At 65.2% G+C, this 22,182-nt stretch carries 20 protein-coding genes; 5 read left to right on the top strand and 15 right to left on the bottom strand.

What is annotated here, in order from left to right:
• Positions 1–5: 5 nt before the first annotated feature.
• From rpoD to rpsU, 3 genes are all read right to left on the bottom strand, one after another.
• Positions 6–2,039, bottom strand: a complete 2,034-nt coding sequence (gene rpoD, locus EPD80_RS07730) for an RNA polymerase sigma factor RpoD (RefSeq protein WP_142810856.1) — start codon at positions 2,037–2,039, stop codon at positions 6–8.
• Positions 2,040–2,147: 108 nt separating this feature from the next.
• Positions 2,148–3,989, bottom strand: a complete 1,842-nt coding sequence (dnaG, locus tag EPD80_RS07725; RefSeq protein ID WP_142810854.1) for a DNA primase — start codon at positions 3,987–3,989, stop codon at positions 2,148–2,150.
• Positions 3,990–4,230: 241 nt separating this feature from the next.
• Positions 4,231–4,443 (bottom strand): 30S ribosomal protein S21, encoded by a 213-nt coding sequence (gene rpsU, locus EPD80_RS07720; RefSeq protein ID WP_142804368.1) that lies wholly within the window; start codon positions 4,441–4,443, stop codon positions 4,231–4,233.
• A gap of 128 nt (positions 4,444–4,571) precedes the next feature.
• Here rpsU and tsaD point away from each other — a divergent pair, with 128 nt between their 5' ends.
• Positions 4,572–5,591, top strand: coding sequence for a tRNA (adenosine(37)-N6)-threonylcarbamoyltransferase complex transferase subunit TsaD (tsaD, locus tag EPD80_RS07715; protein ID WP_142804369.1), 1,020 nt, complete (start codon positions 4,572–4,574; stop codon positions 5,589–5,591).
• Here tsaD and plsY read toward each other — a convergent pair.
• On the bottom strand, positions 5,582–6,205 hold the full coding sequence (plsY, locus tag EPD80_RS07710; RefSeq protein ID WP_142810852.1) for a glycerol-3-phosphate 1-O-acyltransferase PlsY: 624 nt from the start codon (positions 6,203–6,205) through the stop codon (positions 5,582–5,584). The genes tsaD and plsY overlap by 10 nt on opposite strands.
• Before the next feature lie 79 nt (positions 6,206–6,284).
• Here plsY and EPD80_RS07705 point away from each other — a divergent pair, with 79 nt between their 5' ends.
• Positions 6,285–6,680, top strand: coding sequence for a dihydroneopterin aldolase (locus EPD80_RS07705; RefSeq protein WP_142810850.1), 396 nt, complete (start codon positions 6,285–6,287; stop codon positions 6,678–6,680).
• Between the two features lie 126 nt (positions 6,681–6,806).
• Here the strand turns inward: EPD80_RS07705 and EPD80_RS07700 are convergent, their stop codons facing one another.
• From EPD80_RS07700 to leuS, 6 genes are all read right to left on the bottom strand, one after another.
• Positions 6,807–7,130 (bottom strand): H-NS histone family protein, encoded by a 324-nt coding sequence (locus EPD80_RS07700; RefSeq protein WP_142810848.1) that lies wholly within the window; start codon positions 7,128–7,130, stop codon positions 6,807–6,809.
• 68 nt (positions 7,131–7,198) lie between these two features.
• Positions 7,199–8,149 carry a site-specific tyrosine recombinase XerD gene (gene xerD / locus EPD80_RS07695; RefSeq protein ID WP_142810846.1) on the bottom strand — a complete coding sequence of 317 codons (951 nt, stop codon included), beginning with the start codon at positions 8,147–8,149 and terminating at the stop codon, positions 7,199–7,201.
• On the bottom strand, positions 8,113–9,390 hold the full coding sequence (locus EPD80_RS07690) for a glutamate-5-semialdehyde dehydrogenase (RefSeq protein WP_142810844.1): 1,278 nt from the start codon (positions 9,388–9,390) through the stop codon (positions 8,113–8,115). Before EPD80_RS07690 ends, xerD begins: the two co-directional genes overlap by 37 nt.
• Before the next feature lie 28 nt (positions 9,391–9,418).
• On the bottom strand, positions 9,419–10,444 hold the full coding sequence (gene holA, locus EPD80_RS07685; protein ID WP_142810842.1) for a DNA polymerase III subunit delta: 1,026 nt from the start codon (positions 10,442–10,444) through the stop codon (positions 9,419–9,421).
• Positions 10,441–10,959 carry an LPS-assembly lipoprotein LptE gene (locus EPD80_RS07680; RefSeq protein WP_142810840.1) on the bottom strand — a complete coding sequence of 173 codons (519 nt, stop codon included), beginning with the start codon at positions 10,957–10,959 and terminating at the stop codon, positions 10,441–10,443. The genes holA and EPD80_RS07680 overlap by 4 nt, the downstream gene beginning before the upstream one ends.
• 10 nt (positions 10,960–10,969) lie before the next feature.
• Positions 10,970–13,582, bottom strand: a complete 2,613-nt coding sequence (leuS, locus tag EPD80_RS07675; RefSeq protein ID WP_142810838.1) for a leucine--tRNA ligase — start codon at positions 13,580–13,582, stop codon at positions 10,970–10,972.
• A gap of 165 nt (positions 13,583–13,747) precedes the next feature.
• On the opposite strand from leuS, the gene EPD80_RS07670 reads away from it, so the two are divergent.
• Positions 13,748–14,773, top strand: coding sequence for a Fe(3+) ABC transporter substrate-binding protein (locus EPD80_RS07670; protein ID WP_142810836.1), 1,026 nt, complete (start codon positions 13,748–13,750; stop codon positions 14,771–14,773).
• 52 nt (positions 14,774–14,825) lie between these two features.
• Here EPD80_RS07670 and EPD80_RS07665 read toward each other — a convergent pair whose 3' ends face one another.
• Positions 14,826–16,511: an ABC transporter permease gene (locus EPD80_RS07665; RefSeq protein ID WP_221928907.1), complete on the bottom strand. Its 1,686-nt coding sequence runs from the start codon at positions 16,509–16,511 to the stop codon at positions 14,826–14,828.
• 69 nt (positions 16,512–16,580) lie between these two features.
• On the opposite strand from EPD80_RS07665, the gene EPD80_RS07660 reads away from it, so the two are divergent.
• Entirely contained in the window at positions 16,581–17,618 is a 1,038-nt protein-coding gene (locus tag EPD80_RS07660; RefSeq protein ID WP_142810832.1) for an ABC transporter ATP-binding protein, read from the top strand.
• Between the two features lie 72 nt (positions 17,619–17,690).
• Here the strand turns inward: EPD80_RS07660 and EPD80_RS07655 are convergent, their stop codons facing one another.
• Positions 17,691–17,996, bottom strand: coding sequence for a hypothetical protein (locus EPD80_RS07655; RefSeq protein WP_142804380.1), 306 nt, complete (start codon positions 17,994–17,996; stop codon positions 17,691–17,693).
• A gap of 286 nt (positions 17,997–18,282) precedes the next feature.
• On the opposite strand from EPD80_RS07655, the gene EPD80_RS07650 reads away from it, so the two are divergent.
• Entirely contained in the window at positions 18,283–20,469 is a 2,187-nt protein-coding gene (locus tag EPD80_RS07650) for a UvrD-helicase domain-containing protein (protein WP_142810830.1), read from the top strand.
• Here EPD80_RS07650 and EPD80_RS07645 read toward each other — a convergent pair.
• The 3 genes from EPD80_RS07645 to flgM all read right to left on the bottom strand — a co-directional run bounded on the left by EPD80_RS07645 (position 20,466) and on the right by flgM (position 22,125).
• Positions 20,466–21,260 (bottom strand): ParA family protein, encoded by a 795-nt coding sequence (locus EPD80_RS07645; protein WP_142810828.1) that lies wholly within the window; start codon positions 21,258–21,260, stop codon positions 20,466–20,468. The genes EPD80_RS07650 and EPD80_RS07645 overlap by 4 nt on opposite strands.
• Positions 21,261–21,331: 71 nt before the next feature.
• A complete protein-coding gene (locus EPD80_RS07640) occupies positions 21,332–21,817 on the bottom strand; it encodes a flagella synthesis protein FlgN (protein WP_142810826.1) in 486 nt (161 codons plus the stop codon).
• Entirely contained in the window at positions 21,814–22,125 is a 312-nt protein-coding gene (flgM, locus tag EPD80_RS07635) for a flagellar biosynthesis anti-sigma factor FlgM (protein ID WP_142810824.1), read from the bottom strand. The genes EPD80_RS07640 and flgM overlap by 4 nt, the downstream gene beginning before the upstream one ends.
• Positions 22,126–22,182: the final 57 nt, after the last annotated feature.

The raw sequence follows: 22,182 nt of genomic DNA, 5'->3' as shown, positions 1-22,182 counted from the left end.
GTTCGTCAGGCTTCGTTGTCGAGGAAACTGCGCAGGCGCTCGGATCGGCTCGGGTGACGCAGCTTGCGCAGGGCTTTGGCTTCGATTTGCCGGATACGCTCGCGGGTGACGTCGAACTGGCGACCGACCTCTTCGAGGGTGTGGTCGGTATTCATTTCGATGCCGAAACGCATGCGCAAGACTTTGGCTTCGCGCGGGTTGAGTGATTCGAGCACTTCACGGGTGGCTTCGCGCAGGTCGGCGATGAGGGCTGCGTCTACCGGGGCGAGCACCGAAGCATCCTCGATGAATTCACCCAAATGCGAATCCTCGTCGTCGCCGATGGGCGTCTCCATGGAGATCGGCTCTTTGGCGATCTTGCGGATCTTGCGGATCTTCTCCTCGGGCATCTCCATGCGGCGCGCGAGTTCGGCGGCGTCGGGTTCTTCCCCCGTCTCCTGCAGGATCTGGCGGCTGATGCGGTTCATCTTGTTGATCGTCTCGATCATGTGCACCGGGATGCGGATGGTGCGGGCCTGATCGGCGATCGAGCGGGTGATGGCTTGCCGGATCCACCAGGTGGCATAGGTGGAGAATTTGTAGCCGCGACGGTATTCGAATTTGTCTACGGCTTTCATCAAGCCGATGTTGCCTTCCTGGATGAGATCGAGGAACTGCAGGCCGCGGTTGGTGTATTTCTTGGCGATCGAGATGACGAGCCGGAGGTTGGCTTCGATCATCTCGCGCTTGGCGGCGCGCATCTTGGCTTCGCCCATGGACATGCGCTTGTTGATGTCCTTGAGCTCCTTGAGGGGCACGCGGGCGCGTTGTTCGATCTCGCGAATGCGGTTTTGCTCCTCGAGTACGGACGGGTAGACCTTGATCATCGACTCGGACCAGGGTTTGCCGGCTTCGATCTCGCGGGTGATCCAGTCGGGGTCGGTTTCGTGCTCGGGGAAGACCTTGATGAAGTAATCCCGCGGCATGGAGCCGATCTCGGTGCACAGTTTCGCCACCGCTCGTTCGTGCTGGCGCACTTCTTCGATCATGGAGCGGATGACGTCGCACAGCTGTTCGATGTAGCGGGCGGTGAAGCGGATGTGCAGCAGCTCGCCGGCGATCTGGTCGCGCAGCGCGGTGTAGCGCGGGTCTTCGCTACCGTAGGCTTCGAGCGCGCGATCGAGCTCGGTATAGAGCTCGCGGATGCGTTCGAAATGTTGCATGGCGCCGCGCTTGAGCTCGGCGAGATTGGCGGCCTGGATGCGGGCGGCGCGGTCTTCGTCGCTCTCGTCGTCCAGCTCTCCCTGGGCCGTGGTTTCGTCGTCTTCGGCCGAGGATTCTTCGTCGACTTCCGCGTCTTCGTCCCCGATCGCTTCGAGGTCGACGTCGGTGTTCTGGTCTGCCGTCTCTTCTTCGGACACGGGGGCGAGATCTTCGTGATCGATGAGGCCATCGACGACTTCGTCGATGCGCATCTCGTCGCGCTCGATCTTGCCGATGGTCTCGATCATGTGGGCGATGGTGAGTGGGCAGGCGGCGATGGCCTGCACCATGCTCTTCAAGCCTTCTTCGATGCGTTTGGCGATTTCGATTTCGCCTTCGCGCGTGAGCAGCTCCACCGAACCCATCTCGCGCATGTACATGCGTACGGGGTCGGTGGTACGGCCGAATTCGGCATCGACCGAGGAGAGCGCTTGTTCGGCTTCTTCTTCGATGTCGTCGTCGGTACCGCCCACGGCCGGCGCCTCGGCCATGAGCAGTTCTTCGGGGGCCGGCGCTTCCTCGAAGACCTGGATGCCCAGATTGTTGAAGGTGGTGATGATGCCTTCGATCTGCTCGGAGTCGACGATGTCGTCGGGCAGGTGGTCGTTGATTTCGGCGTAGGTGAGGTAGCCCCGTTCCTTGCCCAGCGCGATGAGGGCTTTGATCTGGGTGCGGCGTTTCTCGGCGTCGGCGGGTGAGTGATTGGCCGCAACGGCCTCGATGAACGCGTTTTCCGTTTTGGGGTTGGCGCGCTTGTTGGATTTGCGTTTGGGGGAATTCTTGGTGTTTTGGGCCATGGCTGCAGCGTCTATTCCCGAAGAAACCTTTGATTATAAAACGATCCGTGCCAAGTGGGCAGGGGGATCGATGCGTCTATGGGAAACCTGGAGGTATTCGTCCGGCGCTCAAGGGGGGTGTGAGGTTGCCATGTCGGGCGTGGATTCGGGTCGGGCGCCGGCAGTCATGAGACGGGCCTTTTCGCGGAAAAGTTCGCCGAGGTGCACGGTTTCCTCGGGCGTGAGCTTGCGTTGGCGGCTCAGGGCGGAGAGGGTGACGATTTCGCGTTCGACGCGGCGTAGCCGCAGGCGTTGGATGATGTCCGAGAGTGTGGTCTCCGGGTCTTCCCAGGGGATCGTTTCCTCGAGGATCGCTGCGGCGTGACGCGCGAGTACCTCGCCATGCTCGCTGCCACGAAAGTACTCGACGATCATGGCGGCGGTGCTGCGCTCGTCGAGCGTGCCGACGTCGATGGCGTCGATGAGGGCGGCACTGGCGCGCCATTCTGGTTCGGGTTCGTCGAGCGGCAGGAGATCGACGCGGAGTCGGGCGGCGAGCAGCGGGTGCGCGATGAGCAGTCGCAGTAGCAGGGCGGCCAGAGGCAGGGGGGCGCGGCGTCCGGGGTGCCGTGCATGGCGCGTCGTGGAACGAAGCGTGGGGGTGGTGACCATTTCCTGCGCGGGCGGAATCCATTCGTGCAGGGTTTCGATGGCGAGCCCCGTGCGCTCGGCGAGTTCCTTTTCCAGCTGTAGGCGCAGCATGGGGGCGCGCACCTTGGCGATCAGCGGTTTGGCGAGGTGGGCGAGCCGGGCGCGTCCTTCGGCGGTATGCAGGTCTTCGTCCCGTGTGAGTTCGTCGAAGAGGTAGGTGGTGAGCGGTTTGGCGGCCTCGGCGAGGAGGGCGCGGAAAGCGTCGGCGCCTTGTGCGCGCACGAAGCTGTCGGGGTCGTGCTCGGGTGGGAGGAAGACGAAGCGCAGGCGGCTGTCGTCCTTGAGTGCTTCGAGGGCGTTTTCCAACGCCCGCCAGGCGGCGCGGCGACCGGCTTCGTCGCCGTCGAAGCAGAAGACGATCTGGTCGGTGAGGGCGAGCAGCGTGCGAACGTGCTCGGCGGTGGTGGCGGTGCCGAGCGCCGCGACGGCGTTCGTGAGGCCGTGCTGGGCGAGCATGATGACGTCGACGTAGCCTTCGGTGACCAGGGCAAAGCCTGCTTCGCGGATACCGTCGCGCGCGAGCGCCAAGCCGTAGAGGGTGCGGCCTTTCTCGAAGAGGGGGGTCTCGGGGGAATTGAGGTACTTGGGTTCGCCGCCGTCGAGGCTGCGTCCGCCGAAGGCGATGATTTTCCCCTGGCGGTCGTGGATGGGGAAAATGAGCCGGTCGCGGAAGCGGTCGTAGCGCTTGCCGCTGTCGGGCTGGGCGATGACGAGGCCGGCTTTCTCGAGGAGCGGTTCGCCGTAATGGGGGAAGATGGCGGAGAGGGCTTGCCATTCGGAGGGGGCGTATCCCAGGCCGAAGCGTTCGGCCGTGGCGGGGAGGATGCCGCGCTGCTCGAGGTAGGCGCGGGCTTTGGGGCTGCGCTCGAGACTGCGGCGGTAGAAGTCGGCCGCCTTGGCGTGCAGTTCGAGCAGAATCTGGCGCTCGCTCTTTTGCTGGGCGGCTTCGGCGGCCGAGATCGCTCCTTGGGCCCGGGGGACTTTGAGCCCCGTTTCGGCGGCGAGCGCTTCCACGGCGTCGACGAAACCCAGCCCTTCGTACTCCATGAGAAAGGTGATGGCGGTGCCGTGGGCGCCGCAGCCGAAGCAGTGATAGAACTGCTTGGCGGGGGAGACGGAGAAGGAGGGGGTCTTCTCGCCATGGAAGGGACAGCAGGCGAAGTAGTTGGCGCCGGATTTCTTGAGCTTGAGCCGCTTTCCGACGACGTCGACCAGGTCGACGCGGGCGAGCAATTCGTCGATGAAGTCGTGCGGGATCATGGCCAAAGGGCCAGGAGATCACGGTGGACGAGCTGTCCTGGAGGGACGGCCGTTGACCTGCCTTGGAGCCTCGCCGCAGGAACTGGCAGAGAGGAGTGGGCGCGACGGGCGAACGTAGGCTCACCGACGCAGAATGGCGATCCGCGACCGCGTGCTGGGTCTTCGAGGAATCCCTGCTGCAAGGAGTACGGGGTCACGGCATGAAGGGGAAGGGACGACGATATGCCGCCCCATACCGGGATCAGTACAACTTGGGCGGCAGCATCTGGCTGCGCAGGCGTTTCTGGTAGCGCTTGATGGCGGCAGCGCGCTTGCGCTTGCGCTCGGCGGTGGGCTTTTCGTAGAACTCCCGCTTGCGCAGCTCGGTGAGGATACCGGCTTTCTCGACGGTGCGCTTGAACCGGCGCACGGCGACTTCGACGGGTTCGTTTTCCTTGACACGGATACCGGGCATTTCGATCCTCGATGCGAATGAATGATGCGAAAACATGAATTATAGAGGTTGACGGAATGGCTGACAAGGTAATTTTCGCGCACGAGGCGAACGACGGTACAATTTCCGCTTTTGCGTGAGGATCGAGCGTGCATATCCTCGGGATCGAATCTTCGTGCGACGAGACGGGCGTGGCGCTCTACGATACGTCGCGCGGGTTGCTCGCGCATCGCTTGCACACGCAGGCACGAATGCATGCCACCTATGGTGGCGTGGTGCCGGAGTTGGCTTCGCGCGACCACGTGCGCCGCTTGCCGGCGTTGGTGCGCGAGGTGATGTCGGAAGGGGCGAGGGACTGGACGGAGCTCGACGTCGTCGCGTACACGGCGGGGCCAGGGCTGGCAGGCGCTTTGCTGGTGGGAGCGAGCTTCGCCGAGAGTCTGGCGTTGGCGCTGGATCGACCGACTTTGCCGGTGCACCACCTCGAAGGGCACCTGCTCTCGCCGCTGCTGGCCGAGCCGCGGCCGGAATTTCCTTTCCTCGCCTTGCTCGTCTCGGGTGGGCATACGCAGTTGATGGCGGTGCGGGCGGTGGGCGATTATCGCCTGTTGGGCGAGACGATCGACGACGCGGCCGGGGAGGCGTTCGACAAGACGGCGAAGCTGCTGGGTCTGGGCTATCCGGGTGGGCCGGCGCTGGCGGCGCTCGCCGAGCAGGGAGATCCCGCGCGCTTTGCCTTGCCGCGTCCCTTGCTGCATGCGCCGACGCTCGATTTCAGCTTCAGCGGCCTGAAGACCGCCGTGGCGCTGAAAGTGGGGGCGCCGGACTGGCGAGCGGAGTATGCGGCTGATCTGGCGGCTTCTTTTCAGCAGGCGGTGGTCGAGGTGCTGGTGGCGAAGACGATGGCGGCGGTGCGTGCCACGGGTCTGCCGCGGGTCGTCGTGGCCGGTGGGGTTGGGGCGAACCGTCGTCTGCGCGAAGCGCTGGCCGAGGCCGGGGCGGAGCAGGGGTTCGCGGTGTTCTACCCGGACGTGGCGCTGTGCACCGACAACGGGGCGATGATCGCTTTCGCGGCGGCACTACGGCTGGAAGCGGGGGCTCGCGTGAAATGGGATCGGCGCATCGAGGTGCATCCTCGGTGGGCGCTGGAAGGATTGCGTCAAGGTTGATCGGCCGGGGGTTTTGGCTGCGGCCGCGCGCGACGGAATTTGGGCTCGGTGCCATTGAGCAGCTGGCGGATGTTCACGCGGTGTCGCCAGAAGAGGACGGCCGACATGGCGCCGATCACGAAGACGACTTCGCGCGTCAGGCCGAGCAGCAGGGCGAGGAAAGGAGCGCCGGCAGCGGCGGTGAGGGCGGCGAGTGACGAGTAGCGGGTGACGAAGGCGACGACGAGCCAAATGCCGGCAACGGCAAGGGCGAGCGTCGGTTGCAGGCCGGCGAGCACGCCAAGGGCCGTGGCTACGCCTTTGCCTCCGCGAAAACGCAGGAAGAGGCTATAGACGTGCCCGAGAAAGGCGGCGAGCCCGGCGAGCGCGGCGGTCGTGGCATCCGCCCCGAGCCGTTGGACGAGCCAGACGGCGAACCAGCCTTTGGCGGCATCGCCCGCGAGCGTGAAGAGGGCCGCGGCTTTGTTTCCCGTACGCAGTACGTTGGTGGCGCCGGGATTGCCGGAACCATAGGAGCGTGGATCGGGCAGGCGGAACAGGCGGCTCGCGAGGATGGCGAAGGGGATCGAGCCGATCGCGTAGCCCATCAGGACGAGAAGCAGGATCTTGGGCATCGTGCGATGATCCGGGTAAAAGTATTCTAGTTTACTCCAGCTTTGGCCGGAGTGTTGCAACGGCGAAGAAGGGGAAAAAATGGACAGCATTTTCATCGAGGGCTTGCGCGTCGAGGCGCGGGTGGGCGTATATGAACGGGAACGGGTAGCACCCCAGACCCTGATGATCGATTTGCAGCTCGGCTTGGAATCAGAGGCCGGGCGAAGCGATGAATTGGCGACGACGATCGATTACGCTCGGGTGATCGACCGGGTAAAGGCGGAAGTGGAGGGGCAGTATTTCTGCTTGCTCGAGCGCTTGGGGGGGCATCTCGTAGAGATGCTTTTCGCGGAATTCGGGCCTGCTTGGGTGCGGATGAAGATTGCCAAGGTTGGCGTGCGCGCAGAGGTGAAGAATGTGGGGATCCTGCTTGAACGCCAGCGGGGAAATGGCAAGGCTGAAGCGCAAGAAAGCGCCATTGGGAAGCTCGAATGAACCGCCGCGCAGACGACTGCACTGCGGGCTTTGGATGTTCGCCTATCCATGAGATAGACCTGGCACCCTGCGCTCCGAGCGGCTTGCGCTACGGCCGCTCGGCGGGGGCGAGCTTCCCTCGGGTGATCATTTGATCTCGAGTTCTTCGGGAGAGCGGCCGGAATCGGTCCATTCCTTGAACCATTTCGGGGCGCGGCCATGGCCGTTCCAGGTGATGTCGGGATTCGTGGGGTGACGGTATTTCGGCGGTTTCTTGCTCGAATCCCGTTCTTTTTTCTCGCCTTTGAGCAGACCCAGGGCTTCGTCGAGCGAGATGCCCATTTCTTTGGCGAGCTGGGCCACGCGGGCTTTGAACTGCGCCCGGGCTTCACGGCGGCGCCGTTCGAATTCGTGTTCGATGTCTTTCTTGAGTTGTTCCAGTTCGTCGATCGTGAGCGAGGTGAGATCCATGATGTTTTTCTAATGGAGTGGAAGAAGTGCTCATTGTAGCCAATTTTTTCTGTTTTGAAACCGTCTTTTTATGCGCGGGGGTGATGGCGGCGATAAAGGGCTTCCAGGCGGGCGCGGGCGATGTGGGTGTAGATTTGCGTGGTGGAAATGTCGGCGTGTCCCAGAAGCAATTGCACGGCGCGAAGGTCGGCGCCGTGATCGAGCAAATGGGTGGCAAAGGCGTGGCGTAAGGTGTGCGGGGAAAGGCGATCGGGAGCGATGCCACAGCGAATGGCATGTTCTTTGATGATCTGCCAGCAGCGTTGCCGCGTCATGGCTTCGCCGCGGCGGTTGAGAAAAAGAGTTTCTTCCCGCTTTCCATTGAGAAGCACGGGGCGCGATTCCTGCCAATAGCGTTCGATCCATGAGGCGGCTTCTTCACCCAGAGGAACGAGCCGCTCTTTGCTGCCTTTGCCGAGCACGCGCAGCCAGCCTTCGTTGCGCTCGATCTGGTGCGTCTGCAAGCCCACGAGTTCGCTCACGCGCAGGCCCGTGGCATAGAGCACTTCGAGCATCGCCTTGTCGCGCAGCCCGAGTGGTGTGGTGACGTCGGGGGCGGCGAGCAGGCGCTCTACGTCCGTTTCGGTGAGCGTCTTGGGGCGGCGCGGGGGTAGCAGCGGCGGCTGCAGGGTGGCGGTGGGGTCTCGGGCGATCTGGCCTTCACGCAGCAGCCAGCGGTAATAGCGCCGCCAGCTCGCGAGTAGCCGTCGTTGGCTGGTGGCCTTGTTGTGACGGCTGAAATTGGCGAGATAGGAGAGGAGCTCGGCGCTGCCTGCCGCGCGCGGGTCGAACCCGGCGCGCTGGGCCCAGAGAAAGAATTGGCCGAGATCGCTGCGGTAGGCGGCGAGCGTGGCTGGCGCGAGCCCTTCTTCGAGCCAAAGAGTCTGCACGAAGGCGTCGAGCGAGGCTTCCAGCGCCGGCGCGAGCCGCTCGGCTGCCTCGTTCAGCGTCGGATCTCGCCTTGTCCGAGCACGATCCATTTCTGGCTGGTGAGGCCCTCGAGCCCGACCGGGCCGCGGGCGTGGATCTTGTCGGTGGAGATGCCGATCTCGGCGCCGAGCCCGTATTCGAAACCGTCGGCGAAACGGGTGGAGGCGTTGACCATCACCGAGGCGGAGTCGACTTCGCGCAGGAATCGCATCGCGGCACCGTAGTCTTCGGTGAGGATGGCGTCGGTGTGATGCGAGCCGTAGCGTTCGATGTGCTCGATCGCTTCGTCGAGGTCGGCGACGAGGCGAATGGCGATGATGGGAGCGAGGTATTCCTCGCGCCAGTCGTCTTCGGTGGCGGCTTTGAGCAACTCCGTGGGCAGGCCGTGGCGCTGCAAAAGGGTGAGGGTGCGGGGACAGCAGCGCATCTGGACGCCATGCCCGGCGAACATGCGCCCGATCTCGGGGAGATGGCGTTCGGCCACCGCCTCGTCGATCAGCAGCGTCTCGGCGGCGTTGCATACGCCGTAGCGGTGCGTCTTGGCGTTTTCGACGATGGGCAGAACCTTGGCCGGGTCGGCAGCGGCGTGGATATAGACGTGGCAGTTGCCGTCGAGGTGTTTGATGACCGGCACGCGGGCATCTTTCATCACGGCTTCGATGAGTCCCTTGCCGCCGCGCGGGACGATGACATCGACCACTTCGGGCGAAGCGACGAGGCGGGAGACGAGGGTGCGATCGGTGGTCTCGACGAGCTGCACGGCGACGAGCGGCAGCCCGGCCGCTTCGAGCCCGGCGCGGATGCAGCGCTCGATCGCCTGGTTGCTCTGCAGGGCTTCTTTGCCGCCGCGCAGGATGGCGGCGTTGCCGGACTTGAGACACAGGGCGGCGGCATCGGCCGTGACGTTGGGGCGCGCTTCGTAGATGATGCCGATCACGCCCAGGGGCACGCGCATCTTGCCGACCTGGATGCCGCTGGGGCGGCGCTTGACTTCGTCGATCTCGCCCACGGGATCGGGCAGCGCCGCGACCTGGGCCACGCCCTCGGCCATCGCATCCAACCCCTTGTCGCTCAGGGTGAGGCGGTCGATGAGCGCGGGGGAGAGTCCCGCCTCGCGGGCGGCGGCGAGATCGGCGGCGTTGGCCGCGAGCACGTCGTCGCGGTGGCGTCGCAGCGCCTCGGCGGCGGCGAGCAGCGCGGCGTTCTTCGCCTGGGTCGAGGCCTTGGCCATGGCGCGGGCGGCTTGGCGGGCGGCACGGCCGAGGTCGGCGAGGTAGCGGTCGAGTTCCATCGGGGCTTACTCCATTGGGCGGATGGGATCAGGCGGCGTGGCCACGGGACAAAGCCGTGCCCAGCGAGAGGAGGAGTCGTTCGGCCTCTACGGTGAAATCGCCGGGTTCGGCGCCCTTGGCGATGCGATCGAGCCGGGCACAGGCGGTGAGCGCGGCACGCAGGGGCGGGAAGCGCCGGGCGCTGCGCTCGATGGCGCGTTTTTCTTCGGGGCGGAACACGCGTTCCTGTCGAAAGAAGGCTTCGAGCGGCGCGCGACGGTCGAGCGTTTCCTGGGCCCCGGCGATGAGCCGCAGTGCCGCGGCGATCGCCCAGACGAGGAGCGGCGCAGCGCAGCCCTCGGCGGTGAGGGTACGCAGCAGTCGCAAGGCCCGCACCGCCTCGCCCTCGAGCAGGGCTTGGCGCAGCGCCTCGGGATCGTAGCGGGCGAGATCGAACACGGCGGTGCGCACCTCGTCTTCCGGCAACGGACCTTCGGGAAAGAGCAGGGCGAGTTTTTCCAGCTCCTGACGCGCGGCGAGGAGGTTGCCTTCCGTGCGTTCGGCGAGCAGGCGCAACAGTTCGGGCGAAGCAGTCTGCCCTTGGCGGGCGAGCCGTTCGCGCCACCACTCGGGAAGTCGTTCGCGCGATGGAGTGTTTGCCTCTACGACGATGGCGTGTTGCTCCAGGGCGGTGAACCAGGCACTCTTGCGAGTCTGCCAGTCGATCTCTCCCAGTGTGATGAGAAGGATCGTCTCGGGCAAGGGGTGTTTGACCCGTTCGCTGAGCCAGGCGGCGCCTTCCGTGCCGGGCTTGCCCTGGGGCAGCCGCAGTTCGATGAGGCGGCGAGCGGCAAAGAGCGAGGGGCTGTCGCATTCCTGGGTGAGGCGTTCCCAAGAGAAACCGGGCTCGAGGGTGAAGACGAGCCGCTCGACGAAGCCGAGCGCGCGGGCGCGGGCGCGGAGGGCGTCGGTGGCCTCGAGGACGAGGAGGGGCTCGTCGCCGTAGACTGCCCATACGGGCTCCAGCGTTTGGTGTTCGAGGTGGCGGGCGAGCCGTTCGAGCGGTAGTTTCATTTTCGCTTGGCGAGCGTGCGGCCGATCATGATGAACATCTGGTCGACGAGCTGCTGGCGCATGTCGGCGTAGAGCAAGGCTTCCTCTTTCTCGCGCGCGGTGATTTCATCGTCGCTGTATCCGTAATCGCGTTCGGCCATGAGCGTGGTGGCCGGAACGATCTCCTCGCCTTCTTTGTCCAGCACGCGAAAGCTCAGCTGGGCCCGGATTTGGTATTCGCGTACCTTGCCGTCGGGGGTGAGGGAGAGGATGTCGCGCTCTTCGCGGTACGAGAGGATGTCGAGGCGGATCTCGGCTGCTTCGGTCGGCTCGACCCAGCGGGTTTCACTACCCGAGAGCCGGCGCTCGATCACGCGCCCCAGGGTGCTGCTACGGGCTACGTTGATGTGCACCGTGGGCGCGCCGAGGCCGGCCATGCCGCGGGGCCGAAAGCCGCAGCCGGCGAGCAGTGCCCCGGCCGCGGCGGCAAATAGCAGGTGGCGTCGGGAGGCGGAACGAAGCGCTGGCTCGGCCATCGGGCAGTCCTCACACGACGAGATTGACGAGGCGACGGGGGACGACGATGACGCGCTTGGGCGAGCGTCCTTCGAGGTGATGCGCAGCGGCCGCGAGCGCGGTCGACTCGATCGCCGACTGGTCGGCTTCGGAGGGTACGACGATCTTGCCACGGGTCTTGCCGTTTATCTGCAGCACGAGCTCCACTTCGCTGCGCTGCAAGGCTGCGGGATCCGGTTCGGGCCAAGGGGCGTCGAGCACGTCTTCGCCGAAGCCGCATTCGCGCCACAAGACGTGCGCGAGGTGCGGTGCGATGGGGGCGAGCACGCGCAGCAGGATGGAGAATCCTTCTTCGGCGAGTCGCGCTTGCGCAGCCGGTTCGGCCTCGGGCAGGCGTTCGAGGACGTTCAACATCTTCATCGTGGCCGAGGCGACGGTGTTGAGCTGCTGTTTGCCCATGTCGTGGTTGGCCTGCTGCAGGATGGTGTGCAGCTCGCAGCGGGCGGCGGCCAAGGAGGCGGGAAGCGCGCTCACGGCGGGGGCCGAAGCGAGCAGCGGCTGCAGCTCGCGGCGGAATTTATGGCCGAAGGCCCAGACGCGGCGCAGGAAGCGGTGGGCGCCTTCGACGCCGGAGTCGGACCATTCGAGCTGGGCTTCGGGCGGCGCGGCGAAGATGATGAAGAAGCGCGCCGTGTCGGCACCGTAGCGGTCGATGAGCGCCTGCGGATCGACGCCGTTGTTCTTGGATTTCGACATCTTTTCGATGCCGCCGATCTGTACCGGCTGGCCGTCGGTCTTGAGCCGGGCGGCGACGATGCGTCCCTTGGCGTCGCGCTCGACGAGTACGTCGGCGGGGTTGATCCACTCTTTCCTGCCCTCGGCCGTGAGGCGGTAGTAGGTCTCGGCCACCACCATCCCTTGGGTGAGGAGGCGCGTGAAGGGTTCGGAAAATCCGACGAGGCCGAGGTCGCGCAGCGCCCGGGTGAAGAAACGGGAATAGAGCAGGTGCAGGATGGCGTGCTCGATGCCGCCGATGTACTGATCGACCGGCATCCAGTACTCGACCCGCTCATCGAGCATGGCTTGGTGGTTGTCGGCGCAGCAAAAGCGCAGGAAGTACCAGCTCGATTCGACGAAGGTGTCCATCGTGTCGGTCTCGCGCCGGGCCGGTTTGCCGCAGCGCGGACAGGTGGTCTCGTAGAATTCGGGCATCTGCGCGAGCGGCGAGCCGCGGCCGGTGAGGGCGACGTTCTCCGGCAGCACCACCGGCAGCTGTTCGTCGGGCACCGGCACGTCGCCGCAATCGGCGCAATGGACGATGGGGATGGGGCAGCCCCAGTAGCGCTGGCGCGAGATACCCCAGTCGCGCAGGCGGTACTGCACGCGCTTGGCGCCGAGCCCTTTCTCGGCGAGCGCCGCCGTGATCGCTTCCTTGGCTTCTTCCGAGCGCATGCCGGTGTAAGGGCCGGAGGCGACGAGGATGCCGAGCTCGGCGTAGTCTTCACGCCAGGGGCCGTGCGGGTCGACGTCGAGGTCTTTGCCGGCCGGCCGGATCACCTGCTTGATCGGCAGGCCATACTTTTGGGCGAAGGCGAAGTCGCGCTCGTCGTGGGCCGGCACGGCCATCACCGCACCTTCACCGTAGCCCATCAGCACGTAGTTGGCCACCCAGACGGGGAGCTTCTCGCCGGTGAGGGGGTGCCGTACGTAACAACCGGTCGGGCGGCCTTTCTTCTCCATCGTGGCGATCTCGGCTTCGGCCACGGCCCCGCGCCGGCACTCTTCGATGAAGGCGGCCAATTCCGGGTCGCGTCGGGCGGCGGCGAGTGCCAGCGGGTGTTCGGCGGCCACGGCCACGTAGGTGGCGCCAAAGAGGGTGTCGACGCGGGTGGTGAAGACGCGCAGGCTGCCGGCTTCGCCGATGCTTTCTTCGTCGTAAGGGAAGACGACTTCGGCCCCTTCCGAGCGCCCGATCCAGTTGGCCTGCATGCGTTTCACCTGCTCGGGCCAGCCGGGAAGCTCGTTCAAGGCGTCGAGCAGCTCGTCGGCGTAGGCGGTGATGCGCATGTAGTACATGGGGATTTCGCGCTTCTCCACCAGCGCCCCGGAACGCCATCCTCGCCCGTCGATCACCTGCTCGTTGGCGAGCACGGTCTGGTCGACCGGATCCCAGTTCACCAGCCCGAGCTTGCGATAGATGAGGCCCTTTTCATACAGGCGTCGGAAGACCCACTGTTCCCAGCGGTAGTACTCGGGGCGGCAGGTGGCGAACTCGCGTGACCAGTCGATGCCGAAGCCCAGCCGCTGCAGCTGGCGTTTCATGTAGGCGATGTTGCTGTAGGTCCATTGAGCCGGCGGGATGCCGTTCTGGATGGCGGCATTTTCGGCCGGCATGCCGAAGGCGTCCCAGCCCATGGGCTGGAGCACGTTTTCGCCGCGCATGCGGTGGTAGCGGGCGAGCACGTCGCCGATGGAGTAGTTGCGCACGTGCCCCATGTGTAGTTTCCCCGAAGGGTAGGGGAACATGGACAGGCAATAGTACTTTGGCCGCGAGGGGTCTTCGACTACCTTGAAACTCTGGTGTTCGTCCCAGTAGTGCTGAGCTGCACGCTCGACGGCCAACGGATCGTATTTTTCTTGCATGATGGGATGGTAGGTGGCGCGAACGAAAAGAGAAGTATAGCCGGTTTGATAGAGGCGGGGCAAAGAGCGGGGAGTCGCCGCGGGATGCACGGCGCTTGCGTCGAGTGACTTCGTGTATAATGAAAAAGATAGTAATTATCATTTCTTGTCGATCGAGGAGGTCCCATGAAACGAACGTTCGCAACGGTGGCGGTGCTGACGGCAGCCTTGTTCGCTCCAGCGCTGAAGGCCCAGGAACCGGTGGTCAACGTCTACTCGACGCGGCACTACCCTACCGACACCCGTCTCTACGAAAACTTCACGGCCGCCACCGGCATCAAGGTGAATCTGATCGAGGGGCAGGAAGATCCGCTCATCGAGCGCATCCGGGCCGAGGGGGAGAACAGCCCGGCCGACGTGCTCATCACGGTCGATGCGGGGCGTCTGTGGCGTGCCGAGCAAATGGGGCTCTTCGCTCCGGTGCGCTCCGAGCTGTTGGAGACGCGGATTCCGGCGCATTTCCGTCATCCGGAAGGGAAGTGGTTCGGGTTCTCTTATCGCGCTCGCGCCATCGTCTACAACAAGGCGGCGGTGTCGGGCGGCGAGATCAAAGACTATGCCGATCTTGCCGATCCGAAATGGAAAGGGCGCGTGTGCGTGCGCTCTTCGAGCAACGTGTACAACTTGTCCCTGCTCTCGGCCCTCATCGAGCATTGGGGCGAGGAAAAGGCGCGTGCCTGGGCGCAGGCAGTGAAAAACAATCTCGCGCGCCCGCCGCAAGGGTCCGATACCGACCAAATCAAGGCAGTGGCCGCCGGCGAGTGTGACGTGGCGCTGGTGAACCACTATTACTATGTGCGGCTCCTTGCTTCCGACAAACCCGGGGACCTGAACGTGGTGCGCAAAGTGGCGCTGGTGTGGCCGGACCAGGACGGGAACGGCACCCACGTGAATATCTCCGGAGCGGGCATGGTGCGCACCGCGCCGCACAAAGAAGCCGCGATCCGTTTCCTCGAGTATCTGGCGAGCGAGGAGGCGCAGGTTTATTTCGCGGTGGGCAACAACGAATGGCCTACGGTGCCCGACGTGGCCTATCGCAACCGCGTGCTCGCGTCACTGGGCGAATTCAAGATCGATCCCTTGCCGGTGGATGTGCTGGGTAAGAACCAGCCTCTGGCACAGAGAATTTTCGACGAGGTGGGTTGGCGCTGAGGGCGAGCTCTACCGTCGTTCGCGAAACGCCCGGTCTGGAAGCCGGGCGTTTTCACGCCGTGTCCGGGGCGGCATCGACCCGGTGCAGAGGATTTTTCTCGTCCGCACGCGCTTGGCCATGGCGGGTGATCTGATGAGCCAGTAACAGCACCGGCCCGAGAGCGACGAGTACGAGGGTGAGCGAGGGCAGCCCCAGCTCGGCCAGACGCTCATCGGCTGCCAGGGTATGAACCCGAGTGGCGAGCGTGTCGAAATTGAAAGGGCGCATCACCAGTGTGGCCGGTAACTCCTTCATCACGTCGACGAAGACGAGCAGGGCTGCGGTCAAGAGGCTCTTCGTCAGGAGCGGTGCGTGGATGCAGGCGAGTGTGCGCCACAGGCCGCTGCCGAGCGTGCGCGCGGCTTCATCCATCGCCTGAGGAATCTTCGCGAGCCCCGCTTCCACCGTATGCAGTGCCGTGCTGAGGAAACGAACCAGATAAGCATAGACGAGGCCGGCGAGACTGCCGGTGAGGAGTAGCCCCGGTGAGAGGCCGAAGGTCTGGTGCAGCCAGGTGGCGATCAGATTGTCGAGTGCAGCTGCCGGCAAGAGCACGCCGACGGCGATGACCACTCCCGGCAGAGCATAGCCCAGCCCCACTAGCCGGTTGAGCAGGCGCGCCAGCGGCGACGGTTTCAGCCGTGCGTGGTAAGCGAACAGGAGCGCCAGCACCACGGCAAGGAGCGCGGTCATGGTGGCGAGCTGGAGGCTATTGCCGGCGGCGCGCCAGAAACGCGGGTCGACGGCCACGGACGGTTCCTGCAGGCTCATCGCCAGCAAGAGGATCGCGGGCAGCAGAAAGCCCAAGATCACCGGCAGGGCACAGGTGCAGCAGGCAAGCGTGGCGCGCCAGCCGAAGAGTTGCGTCCGCGGCACGGGAGTCTGTTGTCTGCCGGCATCGAACTTTGCCCGCCGCCGGCTGGCCCGTTCCAGCCATAGCAAGAGCAGCACGAAGCCGACGAGCATCGAGGCGAGCTGCGCTGCCGCTACCCGGTCTCCCAGCGAATACCAGGTACGGAAGATTCCCGTGGTGAAAGTGGGAATGCCGAAATAGGCCACGGTACCGTAGTCGGCGAGCGCTTCCATGAGCGCGAGCGCCGTGCCGGCGGCGATCGCCGGACGGGCGAGCGGCAGGCTTACTTGCCAGAAGGTGCGCCAGGGGGGGGTACCGAGCGTGCGCGCCGCTTCGAGCATGGCCGGGCTGCGCTCGAGGAACGCCGTGCGTGCGAGCAGGTAGACGTAAGGGTAGAGCGCCAGCACGAGAATGGTCACGGCGCCGCCGAGCGAGCGGATGGGCGGAAACCAGTAATCGCGTACGCTCCAGCCGGTGAGTTCGCGCAACGCACTTTGTAGCGGGCCGCTCACCTGGAGAAAATCGGTGTAGGCGTAGGCCATCACATAGGCCGGCATGGCGAACGGTAGGATCAGTGCCCACTCCAGCAGGCGACGGCCGGGGAACTCGTGCGTGGCGGTGAGCCAGGCGCAGCTCACGCCGATGATGGTCGTGCCCAGCGCCACGCCCAGCGCGATCCAGGCGGTATTGCGCAGGTAGTCCGGCAAGACGGTACGGACGAGATGGGTCCAGACGTCACTGGTGCCCGGCTGTAGTAGCTGCGCGAGCACGCTGAGAAGCGGCACGACGGCGAGCAGGGCCAGTAAGGTGACGAGCAGGGTGGAGAGGGAAAAAGACCGGGGCATGGGCATCTCATGAGGCGGACAATACATTATAATGAGAATCGATACATTTTGGCCCAAGGAACGATATCGGTGTCGGCTGCACTCGAAATCCGCGGTTTGCATCATGCCTACGGCGCGCACGTCGTGGTACGCGACTTGTCGCTCGCCCTGGCTCCCGGGGAGATCGGCGCCTTGCTCGGCGCGAGCGGTTGTGGCAAGACGACGGTGCTGCGCTGCGTGGCCGGGTTCGAAGCCCCTCAGCGAGGCGAGATCCGCATCGATGGGCAGACCGTGACGCGACCCGGACTGGTCGTGCCGCCAGAGCGGCGGCGCATCGGTATGGTTTTCCAAGATCACGCCCTATTTCCACACCTCACCATCGCCCAGAACGTCGCCTTTGGTCTGCGGGGCTTGAATCGACGGGCGCGGGCGAACCGCGTGGCGGAGATGCTGGACGTGGTGGGCTTGAACACCTTGGCCGATGCCTGGCCCCATCAGCTCTCGGGCGGTCAGCGGCAGCGGGCAGCGCTTGCCCGGGCCTTGGCGCCGGAGCCGGCGTTGCTCCTGCTCGACGAGCCTTTTTCCAGCCTCGACGAGGCATTACGCGCGCGTTTGGCGCATGAGGTACGCGCTTTGTTGCGTGATCGCGGCATGACGGCACTCGTCGTGACGCACGATCAGCACGAAGCGTTCGCCATGGCCGACGTCGTCGGCCTGATGCACGAGGGGCGTATCGAGCAATGGTGCAGCCCCGAAGCGCTTTATCGTGCGCCGACTACCCGATACGCCGCGAGTTTCGTCGGTGAAGGCGTTTTCTTGCGGGGGCGGGTTTCGGACACTGGGGAGGTCGAAACCGCTCTGGGCCGTTTACCGGTGCGCTTCGCGGGGCACGACCGTGCCGAGCCGGGGGCGAGCGTCGAGGTACTGCTGCGTCCGGAGGATGTTCGCCTCGAAGCGTTCGCCGCCGTGCGGGCACGCGTGGTGGATGTCCTGTTCCGAGGGGCGCAGTGCCGGCTTACGCTGCGGCTGGATTCCGGCGAGGAGGTGTTCGCCTTGGCCCACGAGGCGCCGCTTTTGGGAGAGACGGTGGGCGTGTCGGTGCGGCCGGGGGATTTCCCCGCTTTTTAGAGACGCAAAAAAACGCCCGCGCGGGGCGGGCGTAACTCCATCGAGATGGAGAGGGAGGGAGACAAGATTCGATCAGGCGGCGCGGCTGCGTTCGAGCATTTTTTCGCTGGCGCGCAGCAGGTCGGTGGCGGCGCGCAGTGGCATGGTCATCAGGCGATGCTGTAGGCGCAACCAGGAAGTGATCGGGTGCAGACGATGCGATTCGGCTTCGGCGAGCCGATGGAATTCGTTCCAGGCGGTTTGCCAGTAGAGCGAGGAGCCGATATAGCCGGTGGCCAAGGTGGCACGGCGCAGAGCTTCGGCCCATAGCGCTTGGGCACGCGCTTCAGGCAGGCCATATTGTTTGGCGAACCAGGGTAGAAGTTTGGGCGCTTTCATCTCGAGTTCCTTGTCGCTTCGTGGGCGACGGTTGCGTTGGGCGGCATGTTGTGCCGCAACACAGGATTTCATTATCGTGGTCCGAACGTTGGAATGCAAGTAGGACTTACTTTTTGTTGCAGCCATACAACGTTTCGTATTTTTCGGTGAAATCGACGCCGAATGTCGCGACGCTTTATGGATTTGATGCTGCATTGCAGCAAAAGTTCCGCTGACCTGCTCCTCGACGGCGGAGGGTACAATCGGGGGAGAGAGATCACACCGGCACGAAGCCGGAGGACGGACGATGCACGAAGTCTTGCAGGGACTCAATCCGGAACAGCGCGCGGCGGTGACCCTGCCGCCGCAGCATGCCCTCATCCTCGCGGGTGCAGGGTCGGGAAAAACGCGCGTGCTCACGAGCCGTATCGCCTGGCTGCTGGAGACGGGTGAGGCGGGGCCGCACGAGATCATGGCGGTGACCTTCACCAACAAGGCGGCACGCGAGATGGCCTCGCGCCTGTCGGGGCTCTTGCCCGAGGCGCTGCGCCCGAGCCTGCGCCGCATGTGGGTGGGGACCTTCCACGCGTTGGCGAACCGCCTGCTGCGCATCCATCACGAGGCGGCCGGTTTGCCGCAAATGTTCCAGATCCTCGATACGGCCGACCAACTCTCGGCCATCAAGCGCCTGCTCAAGCGGCTCAACGTCTCCGAGCAGACGGCGCCGCCGCGTGAGCTGCTTTCCTTCATCAACGCGCACAAGGAGCAGGGACTGCGCCCGGACAAGGTGGCAGCCGAGTCGCGCCGCGCCGAGCGGTTTTTGCCGCTGTGGCAGGAGTACGAGGCGCAGTGCCAGCGCGAAGGGGTGGTGGATTTCGCCGAATTGCTCCTGCGCAGCGACGAGCTGCTCGCGCGCGACGAGGCGCTGCGCGCGCATTACCGCGCACGGTTCCGGCACGTGCTGGTCGACGAATTCCAGGATACCAACGCCCTGCAATACCGCTGGCTGCAGCGCTTCGCTGCCGATCCGGTCACGGGCGAGGCCGGGGCCTTCCTCTTTTGTGTGGGCGACGACGATCAGTCGATCTACGGCTTTCGCGGGGCGCTCGCGCGCAACCTGATGCGTTTCGAGCAGGAATTCCGCGTGCAGGCGGTGATCCGGCTCGAGCGCAACTACCGCTCACACGGCAACATCCTCGCGGCGGCCAACGCCATCATCGCCCACAACCGCGAACGTTTGGGCAAGAATCTATGGACCGAGGCGGGCGAGGGCGAGCCGATCCGCGTGTTCCAGGCGCCCGACGACGGCACCGAGGCCCGTTTCGTGGCCGAGGAGATCGGCAATTTGCTGCGCGAGGGCGTCTCGGCCGAGCAGATCGCCGTGCTCTATCGGGCGAACGCCCAGTCGCGTGCGCTGGAGCACGCGCTCCTTGCCGCCGGCATCCCCTATCGCGTCCATGGCGGACAGCGGTTCTTCGACCGCGCCGAGATCAAGCACGCGCTCGCCTACCTGAGGCTGCTGTTGCTGCCCGACGACGAGACGGCCTTCCTGCGGGTGGTGAACTTCCCGCCGCGCGGCATCGGGGCGCGCACGCTGGAGGCGCTGGCGGCACAGCGCGACGAGGAAACCGGCATCAGCGCGGCGGCCACGCGCATCACCGGCCGGGCGGGAGCGGCTTTGCAGGGATTCCTTCAGCTGCTCGAGCGCCTGCGCGAACAGACGCGCGAGTCGCCATTGCCTGAGCTCGTCGAGCGGGTGATCGGCGGCTCGGGGTTGCGCACGCACTACGCCGCCGAGCGCGACGGGAGCGACCGGTTGGAGAACCTCGACGAACTCGTGAGCGCGGCGAGCGATTTCGTCGCCCAGATGGCGAGCGAGGGGATCGAGGCGCAGGGACACGAGATGCTCGCCTTCTTCCTGCAACACGCCGCGCTCGAATCCGGCGAACAGCAGGCCGAGGAGGGCCGGGCGGCGGTGCAACTGATGACGGTGCACGCCTCGAAGGGGCTGGAGTTCGACGTCGTCTTCCTCACCGGGCTGGAGGAGGGGCTCTTTCCCCATCAGAACAGCCTGTACGCCGACGGCGGGGTGGAAGAGGAGCGGCGCTTGATGTACGTGGCGGTGACCCGGGCGCGCCAGCGCCTTTATCTCTCCTGGGCCGACATCCGCATGCTGCACGGGCAGACCGAATACCATCAGCCCTCGCGCTTTCTCGAGGAGATTCCGGCGGAGCGCTTGCTGTGGCTCAACGCGAGGCGTCGCGAGCAGAAAGCGCCACAGCCGACACCGTCGCGCGCTTCCGCCCCGGCGCCGGCGACGACGGCAGGCAACGGTTGGCGCAGCGGCGAGCGGGTGCGCCATCCGCGCTTCGGCGAGGGGGTGATTCTGGCGGTGGAAGGCGCGGGGGCACACGCTCAGGCGAGCGTGCGCTTCGGCTCCGCGGTGGGCATCAAGCGGCTGTTGTTGTCGGTGGCGCCGCTCGAACGGCTCTAGGCAGCGTTTCCCTGGCCGGTTGTGCGCGCTTCGATCGCCTCGAAGAGGGCGGCGAATTCCTGCGCCAGCCGATGGCCGGGTTCGAGCGCGACGAGCGGCAAGCTCTTCTGGTGCGACTCTTTCACCTTGACCGAGCTCGAGAGGTAGGGCGAGAGTATGGGCAAACCTTGGGCAGCGAGTTCGTCCACCGCCTGTCGCGGCAAGGTGGCGCGGCTCTGGAATTGGTTGACCACGATACCCGCCAGTTGCAGTTCGGGGTTGTGGTCGGCGCGGACCTCTTCGAGCGTTTCGAGGAGTTGCAGGAGGGCGCGCCGGGCGAATTCGTCGCAGTCGTAGGGGATGAGGCACCAGCGGGCGGCGATGAGCGCCGAGCGGGTGTAGAAGTTGAGCGCCGGCGGGGTATCGATGTAGATGCGGTCGAACCGGGCGGAGAGCTCGCGCAGGGTTTCACGCAGCTTGAAGATTTTGTAGCGGGATTCGAGCTTGCCCTGGAGTTCTTCGAGCGCCCCGTGACCGGCGAGCAGGGCGAGATTCTCGTGCGCCGTGGGCAAGACGAATTCCTCGGTGCTCCTCGGGTTGAGCTTGAAGTTGAGCGTCTGGTCGAAAAACTCGGCAAGCGTCGGTTCGGCGGTTTCCGCGGTTTCGCCCAGCAGGTAGCGCGTGGTGTTCGCCTGCGGGTCGAGATCGACCACGAGGGTGCGCAGCCCGCGTCGGGCGGCGATGGCGGCGAGATTGACGGTGATGGTGGACTTGCCCACCCCGCCTTTTTGGTTGAAGACGACGGTGATCATGACGCGAGGCTCCGGCGATCGGCCAACGGGTTGCATTGTGGCAGAAAATGCCCGTTTCGACGACGGGGCGTTCAGGCCGAGCCCAGCGGACGGCGGGTGGCGGTGCGCAGGCGCGTGGTGCCGAGCGCGTCGTAGGTGGTGAGGCGCTCCTGGGCGCCGAGGAGCACGTCGAGCGCCTGCTGGTTGAGCGCGAGTCGCTCGCGGATGAAGGTGCCGTTCTCGAGGTTGGCGCGCTGGCAGCGTTCGGCGAGCGTTCGGATGCGTTCCCATACGGGGGCGATCGAAGGCTCCTGCATCCATTGCTGGAGCACGGCGGCGGCCTCCTGCTCGGTTTTGCCGGTGCTTTTTGCCGCCAGCAGCAGTTTCTGCCGACCGCAGTTTTGTAAGGATTCGGTAATCTCGTTCTTACGCTCCACGCTCGACGTGATCGCCTCGACTTCGCCTGCGAGAAGGGCCCGGCGCTCCTCTTCGAGCACGGCGAGGAAACGTTCGAGCGCACGCTCTTCTTGCGCGAGCAGTTGGGAGAGCAGGGCGAGGGCGGTGGGAGAGAGGCTCATCGGTTCTCTAGGATGAGGAAATCGCGTACGCCGGCAAGCAGGCCGTCGGCGATGCGCTCGGGGTCGATGTGAAAGCGCCCGTCGCGGATTGCCTGGGATATTTCCTGGACGCGGGTGGCGTCGATTTCGGCAGTGGTTTCCATCGCGCGTTCTCCCTGCGCCAGCAAATCCGCCAGGCGTGAAACGGCCACCGAGTCGTTCGTGCTGCCAGCACGCGGCGTGGCAGAGGGCGCCTGGCCGCCGGCAGGGCTCGGCCTCAGGGCTTCCGCCCCTCCCGTCGTGGGCGGCGTAGGGGTTCCGATCTTCATCGCCTTTCCTCTTCGAATCCGGTGCGTCGATGGGGGAGGTAACGGCAAGTCATGAGA

Source organism: Tepidiphilus olei (assembly GCF_006980705.1).
GTDB classification, from domain to species: Bacteria; Pseudomonadota; Gammaproteobacteria; order Burkholderiales; family Rhodocyclaceae; genus Tepidiphilus; species Tepidiphilus olei.
This window is presented reverse-complemented; position numbering and strand designations above follow the sequence as displayed.

Excerpts from the sequence above, each read along its gene's own strand:
- EPD80_RS07645 (WP_142810828.1), bottom strand. The coding sequence starts at position 21,260 with ATGATCACCGTCGTCTTCAACCAAAAAGGCGGGGTGGGCAAGTCCACC.
- rpoD (WP_142810856.1), bottom strand. The coding sequence starts at position 2,039 with ATGGCCCAAAACACCAAGAATTCCCCCAAACGCAAATCCAACAAGCGC.
- dnaG (WP_142810854.1), bottom strand. The coding sequence starts at position 3,989 with ATGATCCCGCACGACTTCATCGACGAATTGCTCGCCCGCGTCGACCTG.
- EPD80_RS07670 (WP_142810836.1), top strand. The coding sequence starts at position 13,748 with ATGAAACGAACGTTCGCAACGGTGGCGGTGCTGACGGCAGCCTTGTTC.
- holA (WP_142810842.1), bottom strand. The coding sequence starts at position 10,444 with ATGAAACTACCGCTCGAACGGCTCGCCCGCCACCTCGAACACCAAACG.
- flgM (WP_142810824.1), bottom strand. The coding sequence starts at position 22,125 with ATGAAGATCGGAACCCCTACGCCGCCCACGACGGGAGGGGCGGAAGCC.
- EPD80_RS07680 (WP_142810840.1), bottom strand. The coding sequence starts at position 10,959 with ATGGCCGAGCCAGCGCTTCGTTCCGCCTCCCGACGCCACCTGCTATTT.
- EPD80_RS07705 (WP_142810850.1), top strand. The coding sequence starts at position 6,285 with ATGGACAGCATTTTCATCGAGGGCTTGCGCGTCGAGGCGCGGGTGGGC.
- xerD (WP_142810846.1), bottom strand. The coding sequence starts at position 8,149 with ATGGATCGTGCTCGGACAAGGCGAGATCCGACGCTGAACGAGGCAGCC.
- EPD80_RS07640 (WP_142810826.1), bottom strand. The coding sequence starts at position 21,817 with ATGAGCCTCTCTCCCACCGCCCTCGCCCTGCTCTCCCAACTGCTCGCG.
- leuS (WP_142810838.1), bottom strand. The coding sequence starts at position 13,582 with ATGCAAGAAAAATACGATCCGTTGGCCGTCGAGCGTGCAGCTCAGCAC.
- EPD80_RS07690 (WP_142810844.1), bottom strand. The coding sequence starts at position 9,390 with ATGGAACTCGACCGCTACCTCGCCGACCTCGGCCGTGCCGCCCGCCAA.
- plsY (WP_142810852.1), bottom strand. The coding sequence starts at position 6,205 with ATGCCCAAGATCCTGCTTCTCGTCCTGATGGGCTACGCGATCGGCTCG.
- EPD80_RS07700 (WP_142810848.1), bottom strand. The coding sequence starts at position 7,130 with ATGGATCTCACCTCGCTCACGATCGACGAACTGGAACAACTCAAGAAA.
- rpsU (WP_142804368.1), bottom strand. The coding sequence starts at position 4,443 with ATGCCCGGTATCCGTGTCAAGGAAAACGAACCCGTCGAAGTCGCCGTG.
- EPD80_RS07665 (WP_221928907.1), bottom strand. The coding sequence starts at position 16,511 with ATGCCCCGGTCTTTTTCCCTCTCCACCCTGCTCGTCACCTTACTGGCC.
- EPD80_RS07650 (WP_142810830.1), top strand. The coding sequence starts at position 18,283 with ATGCACGAAGTCTTGCAGGGACTCAATCCGGAACAGCGCGCGGCGGTG.
- EPD80_RS07655 (WP_142804380.1), bottom strand. The coding sequence starts at position 17,996 with ATGAAAGCGCCCAAACTTCTACCCTGGTTCGCCAAACAATATGGCCTG.